General features: G+C 71.2%; 21 protein-coding genes. 12 read left to right on the forward strand and 9 right to left on the reverse strand.

From position 1 onward, the window contains the following. Positions 1–34: 34 nt before the first annotated feature. Positions 35–1318 carry an MFS transporter gene (locus tag EDF23_RS15065; protein ID WP_131881930.1) on the forward strand — a complete coding sequence of 428 codons (1284 nt, stop codon included), beginning with the start codon at positions 35–37 and terminating at the stop codon, positions 1316–1318. A gap of 131 nt (positions 1319–1449) precedes the next feature. Further along, the gene (locus tag EDF23_RS15070) at positions 1450–2055 is read left to right on the forward strand and encodes a hypothetical protein (RefSeq protein ID WP_131922116.1); all 606 of its coding nucleotides are present in this window, start codon (positions 1450–1452) and stop codon (positions 2053–2055) included. Positions 2056–2228: 173 nt separating this feature from the next. Here EDF23_RS15070 and EDF23_RS15075 read toward each other — a convergent pair whose 3' ends face one another. Then, positions 2229–3149, reverse strand: a complete 921-nt coding sequence (locus tag EDF23_RS15075) for a cation diffusion facilitator family transporter (RefSeq protein ID WP_131922117.1) — start codon at positions 3147–3149, stop codon at positions 2229–2231. A gap of 47 nt (positions 3150–3196) precedes the next feature. On the opposite strand from EDF23_RS15075, the gene EDF23_RS15080 reads away from it, so the two are divergent. Both EDF23_RS15080 and EDF23_RS15085 read left to right on the forward strand, forming a co-directional pair. Beyond that, on the forward strand, positions 3197–3862 hold the full coding sequence (locus tag EDF23_RS15080) for a DUF4166 domain-containing protein (RefSeq protein WP_131922118.1): 666 nt from the start codon (positions 3197–3199) through the stop codon (positions 3860–3862). 1 nt (position 3863) lies between these two features. Next, on the forward strand, positions 3864–4841 hold the full coding sequence (locus EDF23_RS15085) for a DUF1731 domain-containing protein (protein WP_131922119.1): 978 nt from the start codon (positions 3864–3866) through the stop codon (positions 4839–4841). On the opposite strand, the gene EDF23_RS15090 is transcribed toward EDF23_RS15085, so the two are convergent. Further along, a complete protein-coding gene (locus EDF23_RS15090) occupies positions 4810–5799 on the reverse strand; it encodes an EamA family transporter (protein WP_131881938.1) in 990 nt (329 codons plus the stop codon). The two genes, EDF23_RS15085 and EDF23_RS15090, sit on opposite strands and share 32 nt — an antisense overlap. A 71-nt stretch (positions 5800–5870) precedes the next feature. Between EDF23_RS15090 and EDF23_RS15095 the strand changes: the two genes are divergently transcribed. Next, a complete protein-coding gene (locus tag EDF23_RS15095) occupies positions 5871–6785 on the forward strand; it encodes a LysR family transcriptional regulator (RefSeq protein WP_131881940.1) in 915 nt (304 codons plus the stop codon). Positions 6786–6871: 86 nt separating this feature from the next. Here the strand turns inward: EDF23_RS15095 and EDF23_RS15100 are convergent, their stop codons facing one another. The 5 genes from EDF23_RS15100 to EDF23_RS15120 form a co-directional block, all read right to left on the reverse strand. Beyond that, positions 6872–7681, reverse strand: coding sequence for a L,D-transpeptidase family protein (locus tag EDF23_RS15100; protein WP_243648943.1), 810 nt, complete (start codon positions 7679–7681; stop codon positions 6872–6874). 2 nt (positions 7682–7683) lie between these two features. Further along, positions 7684–8949 (reverse strand): hypothetical protein, encoded by a 1266-nt coding sequence (locus EDF23_RS15105; RefSeq protein WP_131922120.1) that lies wholly within the window; start codon positions 8947–8949, stop codon positions 7684–7686. Between the two features lie 134 nt (positions 8950–9083). Further along, positions 9084–10469 (reverse strand): adenylosuccinate lyase, encoded by a 1386-nt coding sequence (gene purB, locus EDF23_RS15110; RefSeq protein ID WP_123672158.1) that lies wholly within the window; start codon positions 10467–10469, stop codon positions 9084–9086. Then, on the reverse strand, positions 10466–10978 hold the full coding sequence (locus EDF23_RS15115) for a low molecular weight protein-tyrosine-phosphatase (protein ID WP_111087056.1): 513 nt from the start codon (positions 10976–10978) through the stop codon (positions 10466–10468). Before EDF23_RS15115 ends, purB begins: the two co-directional genes overlap by 4 nt. Positions 10979–11025: 47 nt before the next feature. After that, positions 11026–11424, reverse strand: a complete 399-nt coding sequence (locus EDF23_RS15120) for a phage holin family protein (protein WP_123293450.1) — start codon at positions 11422–11424, stop codon at positions 11026–11028. A 50-nt stretch (positions 11425–11474) separates the two neighbouring features. Between EDF23_RS15120 and EDF23_RS15125 the strand changes: the two genes are divergently transcribed. The 6 genes from EDF23_RS15125 (at position 11475) to EDF23_RS15150 (ending at position 18030) form a co-directional block, all read left to right on the forward strand. Then, positions 11475–12554: a histidinol-phosphate transaminase gene (locus tag EDF23_RS15125; RefSeq protein WP_123293828.1), complete on the forward strand. Its 1080-nt coding sequence runs from the start codon at positions 11475–11477 to the stop codon at positions 12552–12554. 23 nt (positions 12555–12577) lie between these two features. Next, the gene (locus EDF23_RS15130; RefSeq protein WP_111087051.1) at positions 12578–13714 is read left to right on the forward strand and encodes a thiamine pyrophosphate-dependent dehydrogenase E1 component subunit alpha; all 1137 of its coding nucleotides are present in this window, start codon (positions 12578–12580) and stop codon (positions 13712–13714) included. Between the two features lie 86 nt (positions 13715–13800). Then, the gene (locus tag EDF23_RS15135; RefSeq protein ID WP_131845166.1) at positions 13801–14760 is read left to right on the forward strand and encodes an alpha-ketoacid dehydrogenase subunit beta; all 960 of its coding nucleotides are present in this window, start codon (positions 13801–13803) and stop codon (positions 14758–14760) included. Between the two features lie 46 nt (positions 14761–14806). Beyond that, positions 14807–16426 (forward strand): dihydrolipoamide acetyltransferase family protein, encoded by a 1620-nt coding sequence (locus EDF23_RS15140; protein ID WP_131922121.1) that lies wholly within the window; start codon positions 14807–14809, stop codon positions 16424–16426. 158 nt (positions 16427–16584) lie between these two features. Further along, positions 16585–17166 carry a GNAT family N-acetyltransferase gene (locus EDF23_RS15145; protein ID WP_165901144.1) on the forward strand — a complete coding sequence of 194 codons (582 nt, stop codon included), beginning with the start codon at positions 16585–16587 and terminating at the stop codon, positions 17164–17166. A 129-nt stretch (positions 17167–17295) separates the two neighbouring features. After that, positions 17296–18030 (forward strand): GntR family transcriptional regulator, encoded by a 735-nt coding sequence (locus EDF23_RS15150; RefSeq protein ID WP_123293453.1) that lies wholly within the window; start codon positions 17296–17298, stop codon positions 18028–18030. A gap of 88 nt (positions 18031–18118) precedes the next feature. On the opposite strand, the gene EDF23_RS15155 is transcribed toward EDF23_RS15150, so the two are convergent. Beyond that, complete coding sequence (locus EDF23_RS15155; RefSeq protein ID WP_123293454.1) at positions 18119–18571, reverse strand: glucose PTS transporter subunit IIA; 453 nt, start codon at positions 18569–18571, stop codon at positions 18119–18121. Continuing rightward, positions 18568–18804, reverse strand: coding sequence for a PTS transporter subunit EIIB (locus EDF23_RS15160; RefSeq protein WP_071253138.1), 237 nt, complete (start codon positions 18802–18804; stop codon positions 18568–18570). Before EDF23_RS15160 ends, EDF23_RS15155 begins: the two co-directional genes overlap by 4 nt. 178 nt (positions 18805–18982) lie before the next feature. Between EDF23_RS15160 and EDF23_RS15165 the strand changes: the two genes are divergently transcribed. Next, positions 18983–20251, forward strand: coding sequence for a PTS transporter subunit EIIC (locus EDF23_RS15165; RefSeq protein ID WP_123293455.1), 1269 nt, complete (start codon positions 18983–18985; stop codon positions 20249–20251). The last annotated feature ends 110 nt before the right edge of the window (positions 20252–20361 follow it).

Genomic DNA, 20361 nt, shown 5'->3' on the forward strand with positions numbered 1-20361 from the left:
GGACTCGATGCTCGGCGCGCGCGATCATCGGAGCATGTCAACCGTGACCGACACCCCGACGGGCGCTCTCCCCGCCACCCCAAGCGCTCCCGCGAGCGACCGCGTCCCGGCCCCGCGCGGTCGTCGTTCGCACACCCGTCGGCGCCACGGCTTCGGCTTCTGGGCCGTCGCCTTCGCGTTCCTGTCGGTGATGGCCTTCGCGACCGTCCCCGCACCGCTCTACGTCATCTACCAGGCACGGGACGGCTTCCCGACGTTCACCACCACGATCATCTTCGCCGCGTACGGCGTCGGGGTCGTCGGGTCCCTGTACCTGGCCGGGCACCTCAGCGACGTGCACGGGCGGAAGCCGCTCATCCTCGTGTCGATCGCGCTCGAGCTCGTCGCCGCCGTGCTGTTCCTGGTCTGGAACGACGTCACCGGCCTGATCGTCGCTCGCCTGGTGACCGGCCTGGGTGTCGGCACGCTCACCGCCACGGCGACCGCCCACCTCGGTGAGCTCCGGGTCCGCGCGACCGGATCGTCCGACTCGGCCAAGGGCGCGAGCGTCGCCGCCGGCGCCGTGAACCTCGGCGGGCTGTCGCTCGGCGCCCTCGTCGGGGGTGCGCTCGCCGAGTTCGTCGGAGCGCCGCTCATGGTGCCGTACGTCGTGTTCGTCGTCGCGCTGACCGTGGCCTTCGTGCTCGTCCTCGTCGTGCCGGAGACCGTCGCCCGCCCCGAGACCCGTGTGCCCTACCGCCCGCAGCGCATGCAGGCGCCGGAGGGCAAGGCCGCCGCGTTCTGGGCAGCCGGTGCCGCAGCGTTCGCGGCCCTCGCGGTCCAGGGGCTCTTCACCTCGGTCGCCCCGACGTTCCTCGGCACCACCTTCCACGTCACCGACCGACTGGCGGCCGGTGCGACGACCTTCGGGGTGTTCGCCGCGAGCGCCGTCTCGCAGATCGTGTTCGCCCGACTGACGCAGCGCACGCAGATCCGACTCGGCATGGTGCTCCTGGTCGGCGGTCTGGCGGTGCTGGCCGTCGCCGCGGTCCTGCTGCAGGTCGCCGGCTTCATCGGCGGTGGCGTCGTGGCGGGCGCCGGGGTCGGGCTGCTCTTCCGGGCCAGCATCGCGAGTGCCGGAGCCCTGGTCGGTCCCGAGCGTCGGGGCGGGGTGCTCGCGGCCACGTTCCTCATCGCGTACGCCGGGCTGACGGTGCCGGTCGTGGCCGTCGGGGCGGCGCTCCTGGTGATCCCGACCCTGCCCGTCCTGATCGGGTACGTGGTGCTCGTCGCCGTCCTGGCCGTCGTCGCCGGTACCCGACTGGCCGCGCGCGCCTGACGCGGGGCGGGCCTCCCGTCCGCCCGTCGCATCCCGGAACCAGGTTCCGGACACCGCACCACGCGATCGCGCGGTGTCGTGTCCGGAACCTGGTTCCGTCGTCATGGTCGCACTCCCGGCATACTGGGCGCGTGCCCCAGAACCGCAACCGTCCCGTGATCACGGGGATCGCGGCCGTGGTGGCCGCCGGTCTCCTCGCCGGCGGGCTGTTCCTGACGGCGAGGCAAGGCGCGGACGACCCGACCATCGGCGCCGGATCGAGCTCCGGGACACCGACCGACGCGGCAACCGCCTCCGGCGACGGCACCGTCACGATCACCCGCACCGGGCCGGACCTGCCCGGCGACACCACCCTGGCGCGGTGCGACTCCACGACCCAGGCGGCCGTCGCCCAGTACGACACCGCGGCGCTCGGGCGGGTCACCCTGCAGTGCGGCACGTCGGCACAGGGCTACGAGCACATCCGGCAGCGGCACACCGCCGACTGGCAGGAGGTCGTCGCGGGCCACGGTTCCCGCGACTGGGACGACGCGATGCTCACGGCCGTGCAGACGGCGCTGGTCGCACCGCGAGCAGGGTTCCCGGTCGACGCCGGCGACGGCAAGGTCTGCTACGCGGCGCCGGTGCGGTTCGACGACGGGTCGCGCCCGGATGCGGACCCGTTCGTGAAGGTCATCGTCTCCGCCACCACCGACCGCGTCATCACGGCGTACCCGACGCGCACCGACGACTGCTGACGCGGGCGCGGGCGAACGCCGACCCCGAACGACACTCTCGATGTCGTACGACGTCGAGGATGTCGTCTCCGGGCACCGGCAACAGTGCGCGCGTGCAACGAACGACGAAGCCGATGTCGTACGACGTCGACGAAGTCGTTCCGCGTCGACAAGCACAACGCCCGCCAGCACCGTTACGCGTGCACCTCGTGCTCGTGCCGCCGGTGCGACGCGGGCTCCAGCTGGAAGGTCGAGTGCTCCACGGGCACGTCGAAGTGCTCCGCCACGCACTGCTGCAGCTCGTCGAGGATCCGCGGAGCGTGCGCCGTCGAGAAGCACTCGTCGTCCACCACCACGTGCGCGGTCAGGTTCGGGACCCCCGTCGCCACCAGGGTCGCGTGCAGGTCGTGCACGGCGATGACGTGCTCGAGCTCGAGGATGTGGCCCCGCACGTCGTCGAGGTCGAGCCCCGGCGGCGTGGACTCGAGCAGCACGTTCGCGGTCTCGCGCAGCAGCCGGATCGCCCGCGGCAGGATGAGCAGGCCGATGAGGATCGCAGCGACCGAGTCGGCACGCTCCCACCCGGTCAGCATGAGCACGACCGCGGCGGCGATGACGGCGACCGAGCCGAGGGTGTCGTTGAGGACCTCGAGCCGGGCGGCGCGCGAGGTGAAGCCCTCGCCGGAGGCCCGCAGCAGCACGCCGTAGGCCACCAGGTTGCCGACGAGTCCGATGACGCCGAACACGAGGAGCGGCCCGGAGTGGATCTCGGCAGGCACGAACAGCCGTTGGATCGCGGAGATGATCACGAAGACGCCGACCGCGAGCAGGATCGCCGCCTGCGCCGTGGCGCCGAGCACCTCGGCACGTTGGAAGCCCCACGTGCGCTGCGTCGTCGGGCTGCGGCGGGCGAGCCGCGTCGCGACGAGTCCGATACCGAGCCCACCGGTGTCGACGACCATGTGCCCGGCATCGACCAGCAGCGCGAGGGAGCCCGTGACGACGGCGCCGACGACCTCGGCCAGCAGGATCGTCGCCGAGATGCAGAACGCGATGAGCAGTGCGCGCTCGGACGCGTGCCCGTGCGAGTGCCCTGCTCCGTGGTCGTGACCCATGTGCCACATCGTAGGGATCGGCACCGACGACATGCCAGGATCGGGACGTGACCCGGTCGCCCTACGAGCTGTCCACACCATCCGACGTGCTGGCCCGGTTGCACCCGCGGCTCTCGGCGTACTTCGGCGCGATCCCGCCCGGTCACGTCGGCCGCGGTGAAGGGGTGTTCGCCGTCGTCGGCACACCGCGCCGGTGGCTGTGGCCGCTGCTCGCCTGGTTCGCCCGGGATTCCGTCATGTTCCCGGTCTGGGAGCGGGACGTCCCCTTCACGGTCGAGAACCGCCCGGCTCGCGTCCGTCGTGGTCGTGCCGGACGGGAGGCCCGCCCCGCGGTCCGCGCGCACCGCACCTTCCGGTTCCGCTCCGGCAGCCGCACGATGGTGGACGCCATCACCGCCGAACCGGACGGCCTGGTCGACCACCTCGGTCGCCACGGGCGCGTCAGCGCCCGGCTCCGGGCGGAGGTCGACGCGCACGGTCCGGACGCGGGCGCCCTGCGCCTGGTCTCCACGCGCGTGACGTTCCGTGCGCTGGGACGCGAGGTGCGCCTCCCGGCCGCCCTGTCACCACGTGTGACGCTCACAGAACGATTCGATGACGAAGCGGACCTCCAGCGCGTGTCCCTGGTGCTCTCGGCACCGGTGCTCGGCACGCTGTACCGGTACGAGGGGGCGTTCCGGTACGAGATCGCGCCGGACACAGGACGGGGATGAGATGAGCGACCAGAAGGGCCGCGTCGTGATCGCGGGAGCGAGCGGGTTCGTGGGGCAGTACCTGCGGGACGCCTTCACCGAAGAGGGCTACCAGGTCGTCACGGTCGGCCGGACCGGTGATGCGGTGTGGGGCAACACCCTGCGCATCCGCGAGCTCGTCGACGGTGCAGCCCTCGTCGTGAACATGGCGGGCAAGAGCGTCAACTGCCGGTACGGCCGCCGGAACCGCGCCGAGATCACGCGCTCCCGGGTGGACACCACGCTCGAGCTCGCCGAAGCCATCCGCACCGCCGAGCAGCCGCCACCGCTGTGGCTGAACGCCTCGACGGCGACGATCTACCGGCACGCCGACGACCGCCCCCAGGACGAACTGACCGGCGAGCTCGGCGAGGGCTTCTCGGTCTCGGTGGCGCGCGCGTGGGAGGACGCCTTCTTCGGCGCGGACCTGCCGTCGACCCGTCGGGTGGCACTCCGGATGGCGATCGTGTTCGGCGACGGCAGCGCACTCGTGCCGCTCATCCGGCTGGCGCAGACGGGCCTCGGCGGGCCGCATTACGACGGCGCCTGGGTGCCGACGCGGTCCCGGCTGCGGGCGGGGACGTACCACCACCACCGACCGACCCGCGGCCGACAGCGGTTCAGCTGGGTGCACATCGCCGACGTGCTCGGCACGATCCGGTTCGTCCGCGACCACCCGGAGCTCGAGGGGCCGGTGAACGTGTCGAGCCCGAACCCGTCCGACAACCGGACCGTGATGGCGACGATCCGCGACGCCGTGGGCCGCCGGTTCGGACTGCCGACGCCGCGGTGGATGCTCGAGGTCGGCTCCTTCGCCATCCGCACCGAGACCGAACTGGTGCTCAAGAGCCGGTGGGTGGTGCCGACCCGGTTGACCCAGGCGGGTTACGAGTTCCGGTACCCGCACCTGCGCGGTGCGCTCGCCGGGATCATCGCGGAGCGTCGCCAGCACCGGGGCTGAGCGCCGGCACCGGGACCCCGTCGATCGGCGTCGGCACCAGGACCTCGGAAGGCGACGAGTGCGACGGACCCGACGCGCGTGCCGGTCGCGACGCGCGCGCCGGTCGCGACGACCACAGCACCGCCCCGACCACGACGGCGCCGGCGAGCACCTCGACCAGGTCGGGCACCTCGCCGAAGGCCGCCCACGACGCGAGCACACCGACGACCGGCACGAGCATCGAGAACGGGGCGACCGTGCTCGACGGGTAGGTCGCCATCAGTCGCGACCAGATCCCGTAGCCGACCAGGGTCGCGACGAGCACGATGTAGAGCAGGCCGAGGTCCGCCGGCAGGGCCTCGGTGGTGAAGGCCGTGCCGAGTGCGGCGCCGATGCGGTCCGGCCCCTCGACCACGAGCGACAGCACGGCCATCGGGATCGGCGGCACGACCGACCACCAGAGCGTCAGGTGCAGCGGGTTCGCGGCTCCTGCTCGTCGGGTCGCGACGTTGCCGATCGCCCACCCGAGCGCGCCGCACAGCGCCAGCACCACCGGCAGCAGGGCCGCCGTCTGCGAGCGGTGCAGGGCGATCAGGCCGAGGGCGGCGACTGCGATCGTCACGCCGATGACCTGTCGCCCGGTGAGTCGTTCGCGCAGGAACACCCCGGCGAGCACCACGGTGAACGGCGCCGAGGCCTGCAGCACGAGCGAGGCGAGCCCGGACGGCATCCCCGACGCCATGCTCAGGTACAGGAACGAGAACTGCAGCACCCCGAGCCCGAACCCGACGAGCAGCAGCCGTCCGAACGGGATCTTCGGCCGCGGCACGAACAGCAGCGTCGGGATCGCCAGGATCGTGAACCGCAGGGCCGCGAGCAGGAACGGCGGGAAGTGCTCGAGGGCGAGCGCGGTCGCGGGGAAGTTCAGGCCCCAGACGACGGCGACGACCAGGGCGAGGAGGCGGTCACGGGTGGTCATGCTCCGATCGTGACGGCTCCGAACGTGTAGGACCAGCGAATTGTTCGCAACCGACGTTGTAGCCTCCCTGCATGGTCGACTTCGACGTGCAGCTGCTCGCCGTTCTCCGCGAACTCGCCGAGCGCGGCAGCGTCACCGCCGTCGCCGAGGCCACGCACCGCACGCCCAGCGCGGTGTCGCAGCAGCTGCAAACGCTGCAGCGGCAGGTGGGCGTCCCGCTCGTCGAGCGCATCGGACGCGGCGTCCGGCTCACTGCCGACGGCGAGGTGCTGGCCGGCCTGTCCGCCGGCGTCGCCACAGCGATCGCCCGGGTCGACGCCGCGTGGCAGGAGCATCTGGGTGGCGCGACGGGCCGCGTCGACCTCGCGATCTTCCCGTCGGCGGCCGAACTGCTGCTGCCCGGGGTCCTCACCAGGATGCGCGCGCACCCCGGTATCGAGCTGACCCTCGTCGACGTGGACGTCAGCGAGGGGGAGTTCGCACCCCTGGCCGCCGACCACGACGTCGTCGTCGGACACCGGTCGGACGGGGTGCGGCTGGCGGACCAGGGATCGGTGGAGACCGTGCCGCTCCTGCGCGAACCGCTCGACGTCGCGGTGCCGCCGGGGCACCGGCTCGCCGGTCGCGAGCGGGTCGGGATCGACGAGGTCGTCGGCGAGACGTGGATCGGCGTGCCCGAGGGCTACCCGATCGACCGGGTCCTGCAGGCGATGGCCGCGGCGTCGGACGCCCCGCCGAGCGTCGCCTTCCGGACGATCCACCTGCCCGTCATCGAGAACCTGGTCGCAGCGGGCCACGGCGTCGCGCTCGTGCCGCGGTACACCTCGGGCACCCGGGCGTCCGGCCGGTTCCACCTGGCCGAGCTGGCCGACGTGCGTGCGGGTCGCCGGATCGAGGCGCTGGTCCGCCCCGACCGTGCGGTCCGCCCCGTGGTGCGCACCGTCCTGGAGGCGCTGGTCGCCGAGGCCCTGGACGTCACCACCTGAGACGGTCGCGCCCACTGCCGGGCGCACGCCGTGCCTCCAGTCCGGGTGTGCACCACGGCAGACCCGCTCCGTGCGCGGAAACGCGCTCAGCGCACCTGGAACGGTGTGCCGAGCGGCAGGAGCTCGGCCAGGGCGCTGATGTCGGCGTTGTGCATGCGGATGCAGCCGTGCGAGGCAGCGGTCCCGATGCTCGAGCTGTCGTCGGTGCCGTGCAGGCCGATCTGGCCCGGGCCGCCGCCGAACGAGTTGAGGACGTCCGAGAACGCCGTCGTGCCGTACGCGTACGGGCCGTAGCCGCTGTTCGTCGGGGCGAGCAGCTCGGTCAGGGCGAAGCGGCCGGTCGGTGACGGGGTGCCGCCGGTGCCGGTCGCGACGGGGTAGCTGTCGACGACCTTGCCGTCCTTGTACAGGTCGAGCGTGTTCTCCGCGCGGGTGACCACGATGGCGTACGGGTCCTCGGTGAGGGCGACCGCGCTCGTCGGGACCCACCCGGTGCTGCCGTTCGGACGCTTTGCGAGCTGCACCTGCGCCCAGCCGTCCCGCTGGTCGACCACACGGAAGACGAGTGGTGCGCCGGACTGCTGCGGGTTCGACAGGGTGGTCGTGGCCGCGCCGCCGGGCGTACGGCTGACCGGCACGCTGTCACCGCGGACGGCCGCGACGGTCGTGCTCGCGGGCGCGTCGACCGCATCGGTGGGGCCTGCGGAGCGCGTCGGGCCCGGTGTCGCCGTGGGGGTCGGCGTCGCGCTCGCGGCGACGGACCGTGTCGGGGTCGGCGCGGGGGCCGCCGACAGGGGGCCGAGGGCGACGAACGCCACCGCCCCGGCGCAGACGACGGCCACGGCGGCGGCGATCAGTGTCGCGCGCCGCCGTGGCTCGGTCGGGAGGATCGGCAAGATCAGCCCGTGAAGGTCGCCGTTCCGGGCACCGGCACGGCGACCGGCGCCGTGGCCGCGTCGGCCGTCACGGTGAGGGTCGTCGCGGCCGTCTGCCCCGACGACAGGCCGACGAGACCGAGCACGTAGGTGCCGGCCGAGTCGACGAGGTCGGCGGGCAGGACGATGGTCCCGGAGACGTTGCCTTCAGCGTCGGCGCGGAACTGGACGCCGGGGATCGCGACGGCGTCGGCTGCGTCGCCGACGGCAGCGGTGACGACCTCGTTCGGGGCGAAGCCCGAGCCCTGCACGCGGACACCGGTGGTGGTGGCCTCGGTCAGCGTGGCGGAGGTGGTGAGCAGACGTGCTGCCGCGGTGGGCTGCGGCGTGAAGTACGTCGTGGTGTCGTCGATGCGCAGGGCCGAGATCGAACCGCTGGCGTCGGCGGCGAGGGCCTGGGCGTCGGACTCGAGCGGCGAGGCGAGGCTCTTCAGCTCGCCGCCGGGGGCGGTGGTCGCGTCAGGAGCCTCGGTGGTCGGCGGCGTCGGGGCGGTCGTCGGCGTCTCGGTGGGCGCGGGGGTCTCGGTCGGAGCCGGGGTCTCGGTCGGGGCGGGCGTCTCGGTCGGGGCCGGCGTCTCGGTCGGTTCGTCGGTCGCGGGCGGTCCGGGGACCTCGGCGGTGATGTCGATGCCGACGTAGACGACGTAGCCGACGACCTCGGCGTCTGCTGCCTTCAGGTCGGTGGCGAGCTTCGAGGTCGACTCGACCTCGCCGGTGGCGGGGTCGATCCACCGGGTGAGGCCGTCGCTGACACCGTCGGTGTTGCGGGCGTCGGTGGCGAAGACGACGGTCTGGGCGCTGGTGTCGCCGCCCTCCTGGATCGCGAGGCCGAAGCTCGTCGCCCCGGTCGTCGTGGTGCTGAGGCCGGAGGCGAGCGCCCCGACCTCGCCGCCGGGCACCGGCTTCGTCAGGCCGCGGACCAGGCCGACGGCCTCGCCGTCGGAGACCGACAGGCCGTCCTCGTCGAGCGTCGCGAAGTCGGTGATCTCCCCGCCGGCGGTCGGGTCGGACAGCGCCGCCCAGTACCACTTGTCGTTCAGCGGGACGGTGCCCTCGGGTGCCGCAGTGAAGTCGGCGGCCGAGTCGGTCCAGGTCACGATCGCCGACGCGGCGGTGGTCGTCTGGTTCGCGGTGGAGACGGTGGGGACGAGCGCAGCGGTGACGCCGAGCACGGTGGCGCCGACGGCGGCCGCGGTGATGCGGGAACGAAGCACGGTGTGGAGATCCATCCGGTCAGAGGACAGGGGTCGTCCTCTGTGACGCCCCCGTGCTGAGACGATGCTCAGCGGAACGAACCTACCGACTTCATGAGGATTCCGCACCCCTTTGGAGCACAGTGTTCACATCGTGCAGGTGAACAGCGTCAGACGTCGAGGTGGTCGACCAGCTCGTCCGCCAGGCCCGTGTACGTCGCCGGCGTCAGGTTCGTCAGCCGGGCCTTCGCACCGTCCGAGATGTCCAGACCGTTCACGAACACGATGAGGTCCTGCTGGGTCACCCGCTTGCCGCGGGTGAGGTCCTTGAGCATCGCGTAGGGGTCCTCGATGTTCGACTGCCCGGCGGTGACCTCGGCACGGATGACCGTCTGGATCGCCTCGGCGAGGACCTCCCAGTTGTGGTCCAGGTCGTCGGCGAGCTTGGCCTCGTTCACCGAGATCTCGCCCAGGCCGCGGCGCAGGTTGTCGAGCGCGAGCAGCGAGTGCCCGAACGCGACGCCGATGTTCCGCTGCGTGGTCGAGTCGGTCAGGTCGCGCTGCAGACGGCTCGTCACGAGGGTCTCGGACAGGGTGGAGAACAGCGCCGACGAGATCTCGAGGTTCGCCTCGGCGTTCTCGAACTTGATCGGGTTGATCTTGTGCGGCATCGTCGACGACCCGGTGGCACCGGCGACCGGGATCTGCGTGAAGTACCCCATCGAGATGTAGGTCCACACGTCGGTCGCCAGGTTGTGCAGGATGCGGTTGGCGTGCCGGATCCGGTCGTACAGCTCGGCCTGCCAGTCGTGCGACTCGATCTGCGTGGTGAGCGGGTTCCAGGTCAGCCCGAGGCCCTCGACGAACTCGCGCGACAGCGTCGGCCAGTCGGCCTCGGGGTCGGCGGCGAGGTGGGCCGAGAAGGTGCCGGTCGCGCCGGAGAACTTGCCGAGGTACTCGCCGCCCTCGATCTGGGCCAGGACGCGCTCGAGCCGGTAGACCACGACCGCGAGCTCCTTGCCGAGCGTCGACGGGGTCGCGGGCTGCCCGTGCGTGTGCGAGAGCATCGGGACGGCGCGCAGCTCGACCGCGAGGGTCCGCAGCTTCTCGAGCACGGCACGGTACGCCGGCAGCCAGACCTGGTCGACGGTGTCGCGCACGGTCAGGGCGTAGGACAGGTTGTTGACGTCCTCGCTCGTGGCGGCGAAGTGGGTGAGCTCGGCGATCGCGTCCAGCCCGAGCTCCGAGAGCCGGCGGCGGACGAAGTACTCGACGGCCTTGACGTCGTGGCGGGTCGTCGCCTCGATCTCGGCGAGTTCGGCGATCTGGTCGTGGCCGAAGGTCTCGACGATGCGCCGGAGCGCGGCCTTGTCGTCGACGCTGAGCGGCGAGGTGGTGAACATCGCGTGGTCGGTCAGGAAGACCAGCCACTCGACCTCGACCACGATGCGCGCACGGTTGAGTCCGGCCTCGGAGAGGTGCTCGCCCACCGTGTGCACGATCGGGTAGTAGCGCCCGTCGAGCGGGCTGATCGGCTGCGGGGGAAGGGGGGTCATGGGGCTCCCTGACGGACGGCCGGCTCGAGCTGGTGGAAGAGCGCCCGGCAGGCCCGTTCGACGGTCGAGAGCACTCGGTCGAACTCGTGCCGGTCCGCGTAGTACGGGTCCGGCACGTCGGTCTGCTGGGGCCAGGCGTCGTCGTACCGCAGCAGGAGCGTCACCTTGGCGGAGTCGTCCATGGTCGGTGCCCACGATCGCAGGACGCGTTCGTGGGAGCGGTCGAGTGCGACCACCAGATCGAGGTCCGGGAACCGGTCCGGGTCGAACTGACGGGCGCGATGCCTGCTGCCATCGTATCCGCGTGCCGCGAGGGCTGCGATCGTGCGCTCGTCGGCCGGTTCGCCGACGTGCCAGTCACCGGTGCCTGCTGACTCGACGTGGAAGCGGTCGGCGAGCCCGGCGTCCGCGGCGATCTGCGCGAAGACCACGCCGGCCATCGGGGACCGGCAGATGTTGCCACTGCAGACGAACGAGACGCGGAACGGGGCGTCGACGTCCGGGGCCATGGTCACATCATGACGCAGGGAGGGTTCCTCCGCGAGGTCCGTCCGCGTCACGCCCGCTGGCGGTTCAGCACCGGACGGACGAACAGCCCGATCAGCCAGGCGAAGACGGCGAGCACGAAGGCGCCGACGATGCCCCAGCCGAACGACTCGACCTCGAGCCCGAAGCCGAACGCGTCCGAGATGCCCGCGACGATGAGCAGCAGGACCGCGTTCACGATGAAGGAGATCAGCCCGAGGGTCAGGATGTAGATCGGGAACGCCACGATCCGGATCAGCGTGCCGATCACGGCGTTGACGAGCCCGAACACGAAGGCCACGAGCAGGTAGGTGAGCACAGTCGCCGTGGTCCCGCCGTCGCCGAACGCGGTGACGGAGACGCCGCTGACGATGAGCGTGGTGAGCCAGAGGGCCACGGCGTTGACGACGAGGCGGACGAGGAATCGCATGCACCCATGATGCCCTCCGGTCCCCGCGCACGTGCCGGTAACCTGAACCGGTGACTGACGAGCGTGTGCACATCCGGCCGGAGATCGCCGTCCTCCCCGCCTACAAGCAGGGACGCCAGGCCGCCGACGACGCCTTCAAGCTGTCGAGCAACGAGAACCCGTTCCCCCCGCTCCCCGGGGTGGTCCAGGCCGTGCAGGCGCAGACCGCGTTCAACCGCTACCCCGACGCCACCGCCCTGGCCGTGCGCGCCGCGCTCGCGAACCGCTTCGGGCTGACCGCCGACGAGGTGCACGTCGCCCCCGGCAGCGTCGCGATCCTGCACGAGCTCGCCCGTGCGACCTCCGGTCCGGGCGACGAGATCGTCTACGCCTGGCGGTCGTTCGAGGCCTACCCCGGCGTCGTCACCGTCGCGGGCGCCACGAGCGTGCAGGTGCCGAACCGGCCGGACGGCGGCCACGACCTCGATGCGATGGCCGCCGCCGTCACCGACCGCACCCGCATGGTGATCGTGTGCACGCCGAACAACCCGACCGGCCCGATCGTGACCGAGTCCGAGTTCGCGTCCTTCATGGCCGCGGTGCCGCAGTCCGTGCTGGTCGTGCTCGACGAGGCATACGCCGAGTTCGCCACCGACGAGGCCGCCGTGCACGGGCACCCGTTGCTGGCCCGCTACCCGAACCTGGTCGTCCTCCGGACGTTCTCGAAGGCGTACGGTCTCGCCGGGCTGCGCGTCGGCTACGCCCTCGGCCCGGTGTACGTGCTCGAGGCGGTCCGCGCGTGCGCGATCCCCCTCTCCGTCACGGCCCAGGGGCAGGCGGCCGCACTGGCCAGCCTGGAACGCGAGGGCGAACTGCTCGAGCGGGTCTCCGAGATCGCCGCGCTGCGGGACCGCATCGTCACCGAGCTGCGCGAGCAGGGGTGGGCCGTGCCGGACGCCCAGGGCAACTTCGTCTGGCTGCCGACGGGGGACCGCACGGTCGCGGCGGCTGCCGCCTTCGAGGAGGCCGGCATCATCGTGCGGGCCTTCCCGCCGGAGGGCATCCGCATCTCGATCGGCGAGCACGAGGCTGTGGAAACGCTCCTCGAAACGGCCCGCTCGCTTGTGGGGGACCTCCAGGTGGCCGACTGATGCCTGCCGCTACGCTGGCCCGCATGTCATTCCGCGCCGCGGCTCCCGCGACGACCACCGTCCGGCTCCTCGACCCCGAGGGTCGGTTCGTGGAGTCCGACGAGAACGCCGAGTTCGCCGCCGCCGCGCGGGCGATCCCCGACGAGACCCTGCTGGCGATGCACCGCCGCATGGTCCTCACCCGACGGTTCGACCACGCCGGCCACAACCTGCAGCGCACCGGCCAGCTCGGCCTCTGGGTGCCGAGTCACGGGCAGGAAGCGGCGCAGACCGGTTCCGCCTTCGCCCTGCGCGCCCAGGACCACGTCTTCCCCTCGTACCGCGAGCACGCCGTCACGATGCAGCGCGGTGTCGAGCCGATGGAGATCATCGCGATGTACCGCGGGCAGACCCACGGTGGATGGGACCCGGACCAGCGCGGCAACACGCACATCTCCACCCTGGTGATCGGCTCGCAGACCCTGCACGCCACGGGCTACGCGCTCGGTCAGAAGCTCGACGGCGACGTCGGCACGGGCGACCCCGACCGTGACGCGTGCTCCATCGTCTACTTCGGCGACGGCGCGACGAGCCAGGGCGACGTGAACGAGGCGTACGTGTTCTCGGCGTCCACGAAGGCCCCCGTCGTCTTCTTCCTGCAGAACAACCACTGGGCGATCTCGGTGCCGGTGTCGGTGCAGTCGCCGACGCCGCTCGTCGACCGTCCCCGCGGCTTCGGGATCCCGAGCGTGCTGATCGACGGCAACGACATCCTCGCCTCGTACACGGCCTCGGTCGTCGCCACCGACCACGCCCGCAGCGGCCAGGGTCCGGCCTTCATCGAGGCCGACACCTACCGCATCGGCGCGCACACCAGCTCGGACGACCCGAGCCGGTACCGCGCCGACGGCGAGCTCGAGGACTGGGTCCGACGCGACCCGATCGTCCGCTCCGAGGCGTACCTGCGCTCGAAGGGCGCGACCGACGAGCAGTTCGCCGCGTTCGACGAAGAGGGCGAGGACATCGCCGCCGACGTCCGCCGCCGCACCGTGGCGCTGACCCCGCCGTCCGTCGACGTCATGTTCGACAACGTCTACCGCGAGCCGCACCCGCTGGTCGCCGAGCAGAAGGCCTGGCTCGAACAGTACGAGGCCGGCTTCGAAGGGGGCGCCCACGCATGAGCACCACCGAGCAGCTCTTCGACTACACGCTGCGCTCCCACCCGGGCGCCGGCGAGGTCCCGAGCGACCCGACCCCGACCCTGCCGATGGCGAAGGCCCTCAACGCCGGGCTCGCCGCGGCGATGCAGGCGGACGACAAGGTCCTGCTGATGGGCGAGGACATCGGCCAGCTGGGCGGCGTCTTCCGCATCACCGAGGGCCTGCAGGACCGGTTCGGCCCCGAGCGCGTGCGGGACACCCCGCTCGCCGAGGCCGGCATCATCGGCACCGCGATCGGCCTCGCCCTGCGCGGCTACCGCCCGGTCGTCGAGATCCAGTTCGACGGCTTCGTGTGGCCCGGCTTCGACCAGATCACCTCGCAGCTCGCGAAGATGGCGAACCGGCTGCCGGCGCACATGTCGCTGCCCGTCGTCATCCGCATCCCCTACGGCGGCCACATCGGCGCCGTGGAGCACCACCAGGAGTCGCCCGAGGCGTACTTCGCGCACACCCCCGGTCTGCGCGTGGTCAGCCCGAGCACCCCGAACGACGCCTACTGGATGATCCAAGAGGCAATCGCCTCGAAGGACCCGGTGATCTTCCTCGAGCCGAAGTCGCGCTACTGGCCCAAGGGCCAGGTCGACCTCGTCGACGGACACGTCCCGATGCACACCACGCGCGTGGCACGCACCGGCACCGAGGTCACCCTCGTCGGCCACGGTGCGATGGTCGCGACCCTCATGCAGGCCGCCGAGCTCGCCGAGTCCGAGGGCACGAGCTGCGAGGTCATCGACCTCCGCTCGATCTCGCCCATCGACTGGGACCCGATCCTCACCTCGGTCCGCAAGACCGGTCGCCTCGTCATCGCGCAAGAGGCGTCCGGCTTCGTCAGTGTCGGCAGCGAGATCGCCGCCACGGTCGCCGAGAAGGCGTTCTACACGATGCAGGCGCCGCCGCTACGGGTGTCCGGGTTCGACATCCCGTTCCCGGTCTCGAAGCTGGAGCACCTGCACCTGCCGGACGCCGACCGCGTCCTCGAGGCCGTCGACCGCGCCCTCGCGTACTGATCCAGCTCGACTGACCCAACTCGTCCGAACGCCGAAGGAGCCGTAAGTGGCCGTCGCCGAATTCCCCCTGCCCGACGTGGGCGAAGGCCTCACCGAGGCCGAGATCGTGCAGTGGCGCGTCGCGATCGGGGACGAGATCACCGTCGACCAGGTCCTGGTCGAGATCGAGACCGCGAAGTCGCTCGTCGAGCTGCCGTCGCCGTTCGCCGGCACCGTCACGGGGCTGCTCGTGTCCGAGGGTGACACGGTCGAGGTCGGCAAGCCGATCATCCGTGTCGAGTCCGACGCGTCGGTCGCGTCCGGCGCGCCGGTCGCCGCTCCGGCAGCCCCGGCCGTCCAGTCGGGAGGCCCGGCACCGGTCGCCGACAGCGTCCCGACCTCGCCCGTGGTCGCCCCGGCCCCGCCGGCAGCGCCCGCCCCGGCAGCTCCGGTCGCGCAGACCCAGCCCGCCCCCGCGGCGGCCCCGGCACCTGCTGCTGCACCTGCTCCCGTCGTCGCTGCCGCGCCCACGGCTGCACCGGCAGCACCGGCAGCACCGGTGCAGCCCGTCGCCGACGGCGCCTCCGTCGTCGGGACGGACGAGTCCTCCGGCGCCGTCCTCGTCGGCTACGGCTCAGCGACCTCGTCGCCGTCCCGTCGCAAGCCGGGCGCCCGCCGGGCCGCAGCCCTGGCGGCCGAGGCGAGCCGTGCCTCCAGTGTGGATGCGCAAGCAGCGGCCGAAGCGGCCAGCGATCCCGGTGAGGACACCACCGCCGAGGCGATCGCCGGTCTGGCCTCCGCGCCCGCGCGCAAGCAGACCCTCGCGACCAACGTGCTCGCGAAGCCGCCGATCCGGAAGCTCGCGAAGGACCTCGGTGTCGAGCTGACCGAGATCGTCGCGACCGGGTTCGCCGGCGAGGTCACCCGCGACGACGTCATCCGGCACGCGAAGCAGGCCAGCGTCTTCCGCAACATCGAGACGCCCGAGTGGGGCGAGGTGCGCAGCGAGACGATCCCGGTCAAGGGCGTCCGCAAGGCCATCGCGACCGCGATGACCACCTCGGCGTTCACCGCACCGCACGTGTCGCTGTTCGTCGACGTCGACGCGACCCACACGATGGAGTTCGTCAAGCGGCTGAAGGCCTCGCCGACGTTCGCCGGCGTCAAGGTCTCGCCGCTGCTCATCGTGGCGAAGGCCGTCATCTGGGCCGTCCGCCGCAACCGTTCGGTGAACTCCACCTGGACCGATCGCGAGATCATCGTCCACCACTTCGTGAACCTCGGCATCGCCGCAGCGACCCCGCGCGGGCTCATCGTGCCGAACATCAAGGACGCGCAGGACATGTCGTTGCTCGAGCTGGCGCAGGCGCTCGAGGAACTCACCCTCACCGCCCGTGACGGCAAGACGACTCCGAAGCAGATGGCGAACGGCACGGTCTCGATCACGAACATCGGCGTGTTCGGCATGGACACCGGCACCCCGATCCTCAACCCGGGCGAGGTCGCCATCGTCGCCATGGGCACGATCAAGCCGAAGCCGTGGGTCGTCGACGGCGAGGTCCGGTCGCGCATGGTGACGACCATCGGCGCCTCGTTCGACCACCGCGTCGTCGACGGCGACGTGGCATCGCGGTTCGTGCACGACGTGGCCTCGGTGCTCGAGGAGCCCGCGCTCCTGCTCGACTGAGCGCGTTCAGGAGTCGATGCGTCGGTCGTTCCGCTTCGTGAGCAGAAATGGTCGGGTGGCTTCGAGCCACTCGACCATTTCTGCTCACCATCTGCGGCCTTCCGCAAACGTCGCGTGGTGTTCACACGGATGTCGGTGGTGCGGGGGATGATCGGGGCATGGTCCACCAGCTCCTGACCCCCTCGCAGGAGATCCGAACGGATCGCCTCCTGCTCACCCCGCTCACGCCGGCCGACATCGACGACGTGCACGCGGTGTTCGCTGACGCCCGCACCTGGCAGCACCTGCCGAGCGGACGGCACGTCGCCCGGAGCTCGAGCGTGGACCTGGTGCAGCGGAAGATCGGTGGGCGGGCCCGACACGGACTCGGTTCGTGGGCCGTCCGGACCGCTGCTGACCACGCGTTCGTCGGGGTCGGCGGGGTCGACATGACCGCCGGTGGGGTCTGGAACCTCGGGTACCGGTTGGCTCCCGCGGCCTGGGGGCAGGGCTTCGCGTCCGAGATCGCCCTCGCTGCCGTGCGCGCTGCTGCCGAGACCGCGCCGGACGTCCCCGTGACGGGTCGCGTGCTCACGAACAACCCCGCGTCCGCTGCGGTGCTCCGTCGTGCCGGGCTGTCACTCGTGTGGCAGGGGGCTCCCGGGGTGCAGACGTCCTCCGCCGCGGGGGTCGAGGGGCAGGTCTGGACCGACCGGCTGCTCTCCGACGAACAGTTCGCCTGGCTCGTCCGCAACGCCTGAACCCTCCCGCCGGTCCACGCGGAACGTCACGCACGTTGGCGTTCCGAGGTCGACTCGCTACTGTGATGGGAACTGGTCATGTCCGCGCATGACCACCACCCAGGACCAGCAACGGAGCACGAGGGACGCATGACGAGCCGCATCACCGAGGGTGCCGAACCGAAGCACCAGCAGTTGCGGCGCATCCTGCTCGACCTCGCCACCGCGCGCCTGGCCCCCGGCGCCGCGATCCCGTCCGAACGCCAGCTCATCGCCGAGTACGGCGTCTCACGGATCACCGTGCGCGAAGCACTCGGGCAGCTCGTCAACGAGGGCTACCTCGAGCGCGTGCGCGGCAAGGGCACGTTCGTGGCGCACCGCCCCGTGCAGTCGACGCTGCACCTCGCGTCGTTCACCGAGGAGATGCGCGCGATGGGCCACGTCCCGACCACGGTTGTGCTGGTGCGCGAGGAACGTGTGCCGCCGAGTGACACCGTGGCGGCGCTGCGGCTCGACGCCGAGGTGTCGGCCTTCCACGTGAAGCGACTCCGGATGGCGGACGGCGCTCCGGTGTCGATCGACGACGCCTGGCTCGTGGCCGATGCGTTCCCGGGCCTGCTCGACCACGACCTGTCCGGGTCGGTGTACTCGATCATCGCGAACGAGTACGGCACCCCGATCGACCGGGCACAGCAGACGGTGGCCGCGAACCCGGCCGCCGACGACGTCGCGACCCTGCTCGGCACGAAGACCGGTGCTCCGGTGCTCGAGTTCGACCGGGTGTCGTACGCGGGGGAGCGCCCCGTGGAGCACACCCGCAGCTGGTACCGCTCGGACCGCTACCGCGTGCAGATGGAGGTCACCGCGACCCCGGCGGTCGCGTAGTCCGGCACGAACGCGAAAGCGACTCTGTGCTGCGAACGTTCCGCAGCACAGAGTCGCTTCGGCAAGGAAGAACCGGGGTGCGCCCGGGTCAGACCTCGAACAGGGTGTCGCCGTCGAGCACCGAGGTGCCCACCGTGCCCTGGTCGACGGTGTCCGGCGCGGAGCCGAGCACCACGACGGGGCAGATCGGCGAGTAGCCGGCGGCCGAGATCACCGACGGGGTGAACCGGACGACGGGGTCGCCGGCCGTGACCGTCGAGCCCTCGGTGGCGAGGAGCTCGAAGCCCTCGCCCGACAGCTTCACGGTGTCGATACCGACGTGCACGAGGACGTCCGTGCCCGCCGAGCCCTGCAGGGCGAACGCGTGCGGGTGCAGCTTCACGATGGTGCCGTCGACCGGGGCCACCGCGGTGACCGCGCCCTCGACGCCCGTCGGGTCGACGGCCACACCGGCGCCGACGAGCTGGCCGGCGAACACCGGGTCCGGCACGTCAGCGAGGGCGACGACCGGGCCGGCGAACGGCGTGCGGACCGCCGTCACAGTTCGTCCTGGATGTCCTGCGCGAGGTTGTCGGCGACCGTGCCGACGATGACCTGCCAGCCGGTGCCGCCGCCGACGACGGCCTGGGCGCCCGCAGCCTGCAGCGCGGCCTTGTCGACGAGGTCGCCGTCCTCGACCTCGACACGGAGGCGCGTGATGCAGCCCTCGACCTCTTCGATGTTGTCGGCACCGCCGAGCGCGGCGATGATGTCGGCTGCCTTGATGTCGGCCATCGTTTCCTCCTCGTTAAGGGTTTTCGTACCAGGTTGACACGGGACCGGTCTCGGTTCAGACTACGGAACTGGTCATGACCGGACAGGACCGGACCTGGCGACACCGCCGAGGTTACCTGCGCTGGCTGCACGACTCAACTCACCCCGACAGCTCCACCCAATGACGAGAGGACCTCCGATGAGCGCCACCACTGCCACGGACGTGCCGGAGAAGAAGAAGCCGAAGAAGCAGTCCCGGCTCTTCGCCAACGCCCAGCGCCTCGGACGGAGCCTGCTCCTGCCGATCGCGGTCATGCCCGCTGCGGGCATCCTGAACCGCATCGGGCAGCCCGACCTGCTCGGCGCGATCCCCGGCTTCGAGACGGGAGCGGGAGTCATCTCGGCTGCCGGACAGGCCATCTTCACCTGGCTGCCGCTCCTCTTCGCGGTCGGCATCGCGATCGGGTGGGCGAAGAAGTCGGACGGCACGACCGCTCTGGCCGCCGTCGTCGGCTACATGGTCATGTACCAGGTGTTCGCAGTCATGTCCCCGGTTGTACTCGCGGGGGTCAAGGACGCGAACGGTGACCAGGCGACCATCAACTTCGGTGTCCTCGGCGGCATCGTGATGGGGCTCGTCTCGGCGGTCATGTGGGAGAAGTTCCACCGCACGAAGATGCCCGACTTCCTGGGCTTCTTCTCCGGTCGTCGCCTCGTCCCGATCCTGACCGCTGCGGCTGGTCTCGTCATCGCCGTGCTCATGGCATTCGTCTACCGCTACTTCGACATCGCCCTCACGGCAGCCGGTACCGCCGTTGCGGACAACGCTGTGATCGGTGGCGGCATCTTCGGGTTCGCGAACCGCATGCTCATCCCGATCGGCCTGCACCAGCTGCTCAACTTCTTCCCGTGGTTCCAGCTCGGCAGCTTCACGAACGCGGCTGGCGACATCGTGCACGGCGACATCCCGCGCTTCCTCGCCGGCGACCCGACCGCTGGTATCTTCCAGACCGGCTTCTTCCCGATCATGATGTTCGCGCTGCCGGCCGGTGCGCTCGCCATCTGGCGCAACGCCAAGCCGCAGAACCGCAAGCTCGTCGGCGGCATCATGATCTCGGCCGCGCTCACCTCGTTCGTGACCGGCATCACCGAGCCGCTCGAGTACTCGTTCATGTTCGTGGCGTTCCCGCTGTACATCATCCACGCGGTGCTCACCGGGACCTCGCTGGCGCTGGTCAACGCCCTCGGCATCCACGACGGGTTCTCGTTCTCGGCCGGTGCGATCGACTACGTGCTGAACTTCGGCAAGGCGGACGGGGCGATCTGGCTCATCCCGATCGGCCTCGGCTACGCGGTCGTCTACTACTTCCTGTTCAGTTTCGTGATCAAGAAGTGGAACCTCCGCACGCCCGGGCGTGAAGAGGACACGATCGCCGAGAACACGATCGACGCGGCCACCAAGCCGTAGACGTCACCACGTGACGGACAGGAGGCGCGGTGCCAGCTGGCACCGCGCCTCCTGTCCGTCTGTCGTCACCACCAGAGCGCTGATACCGGTTTTGACAATCGTTATCAGCA

This window comes from Curtobacterium sp. PhB128 (assembly GCF_004340725.1).
Lineage (GTDB): Bacteria > Actinomycetota > Actinomycetes > Actinomycetales > Microbacteriaceae > Curtobacterium.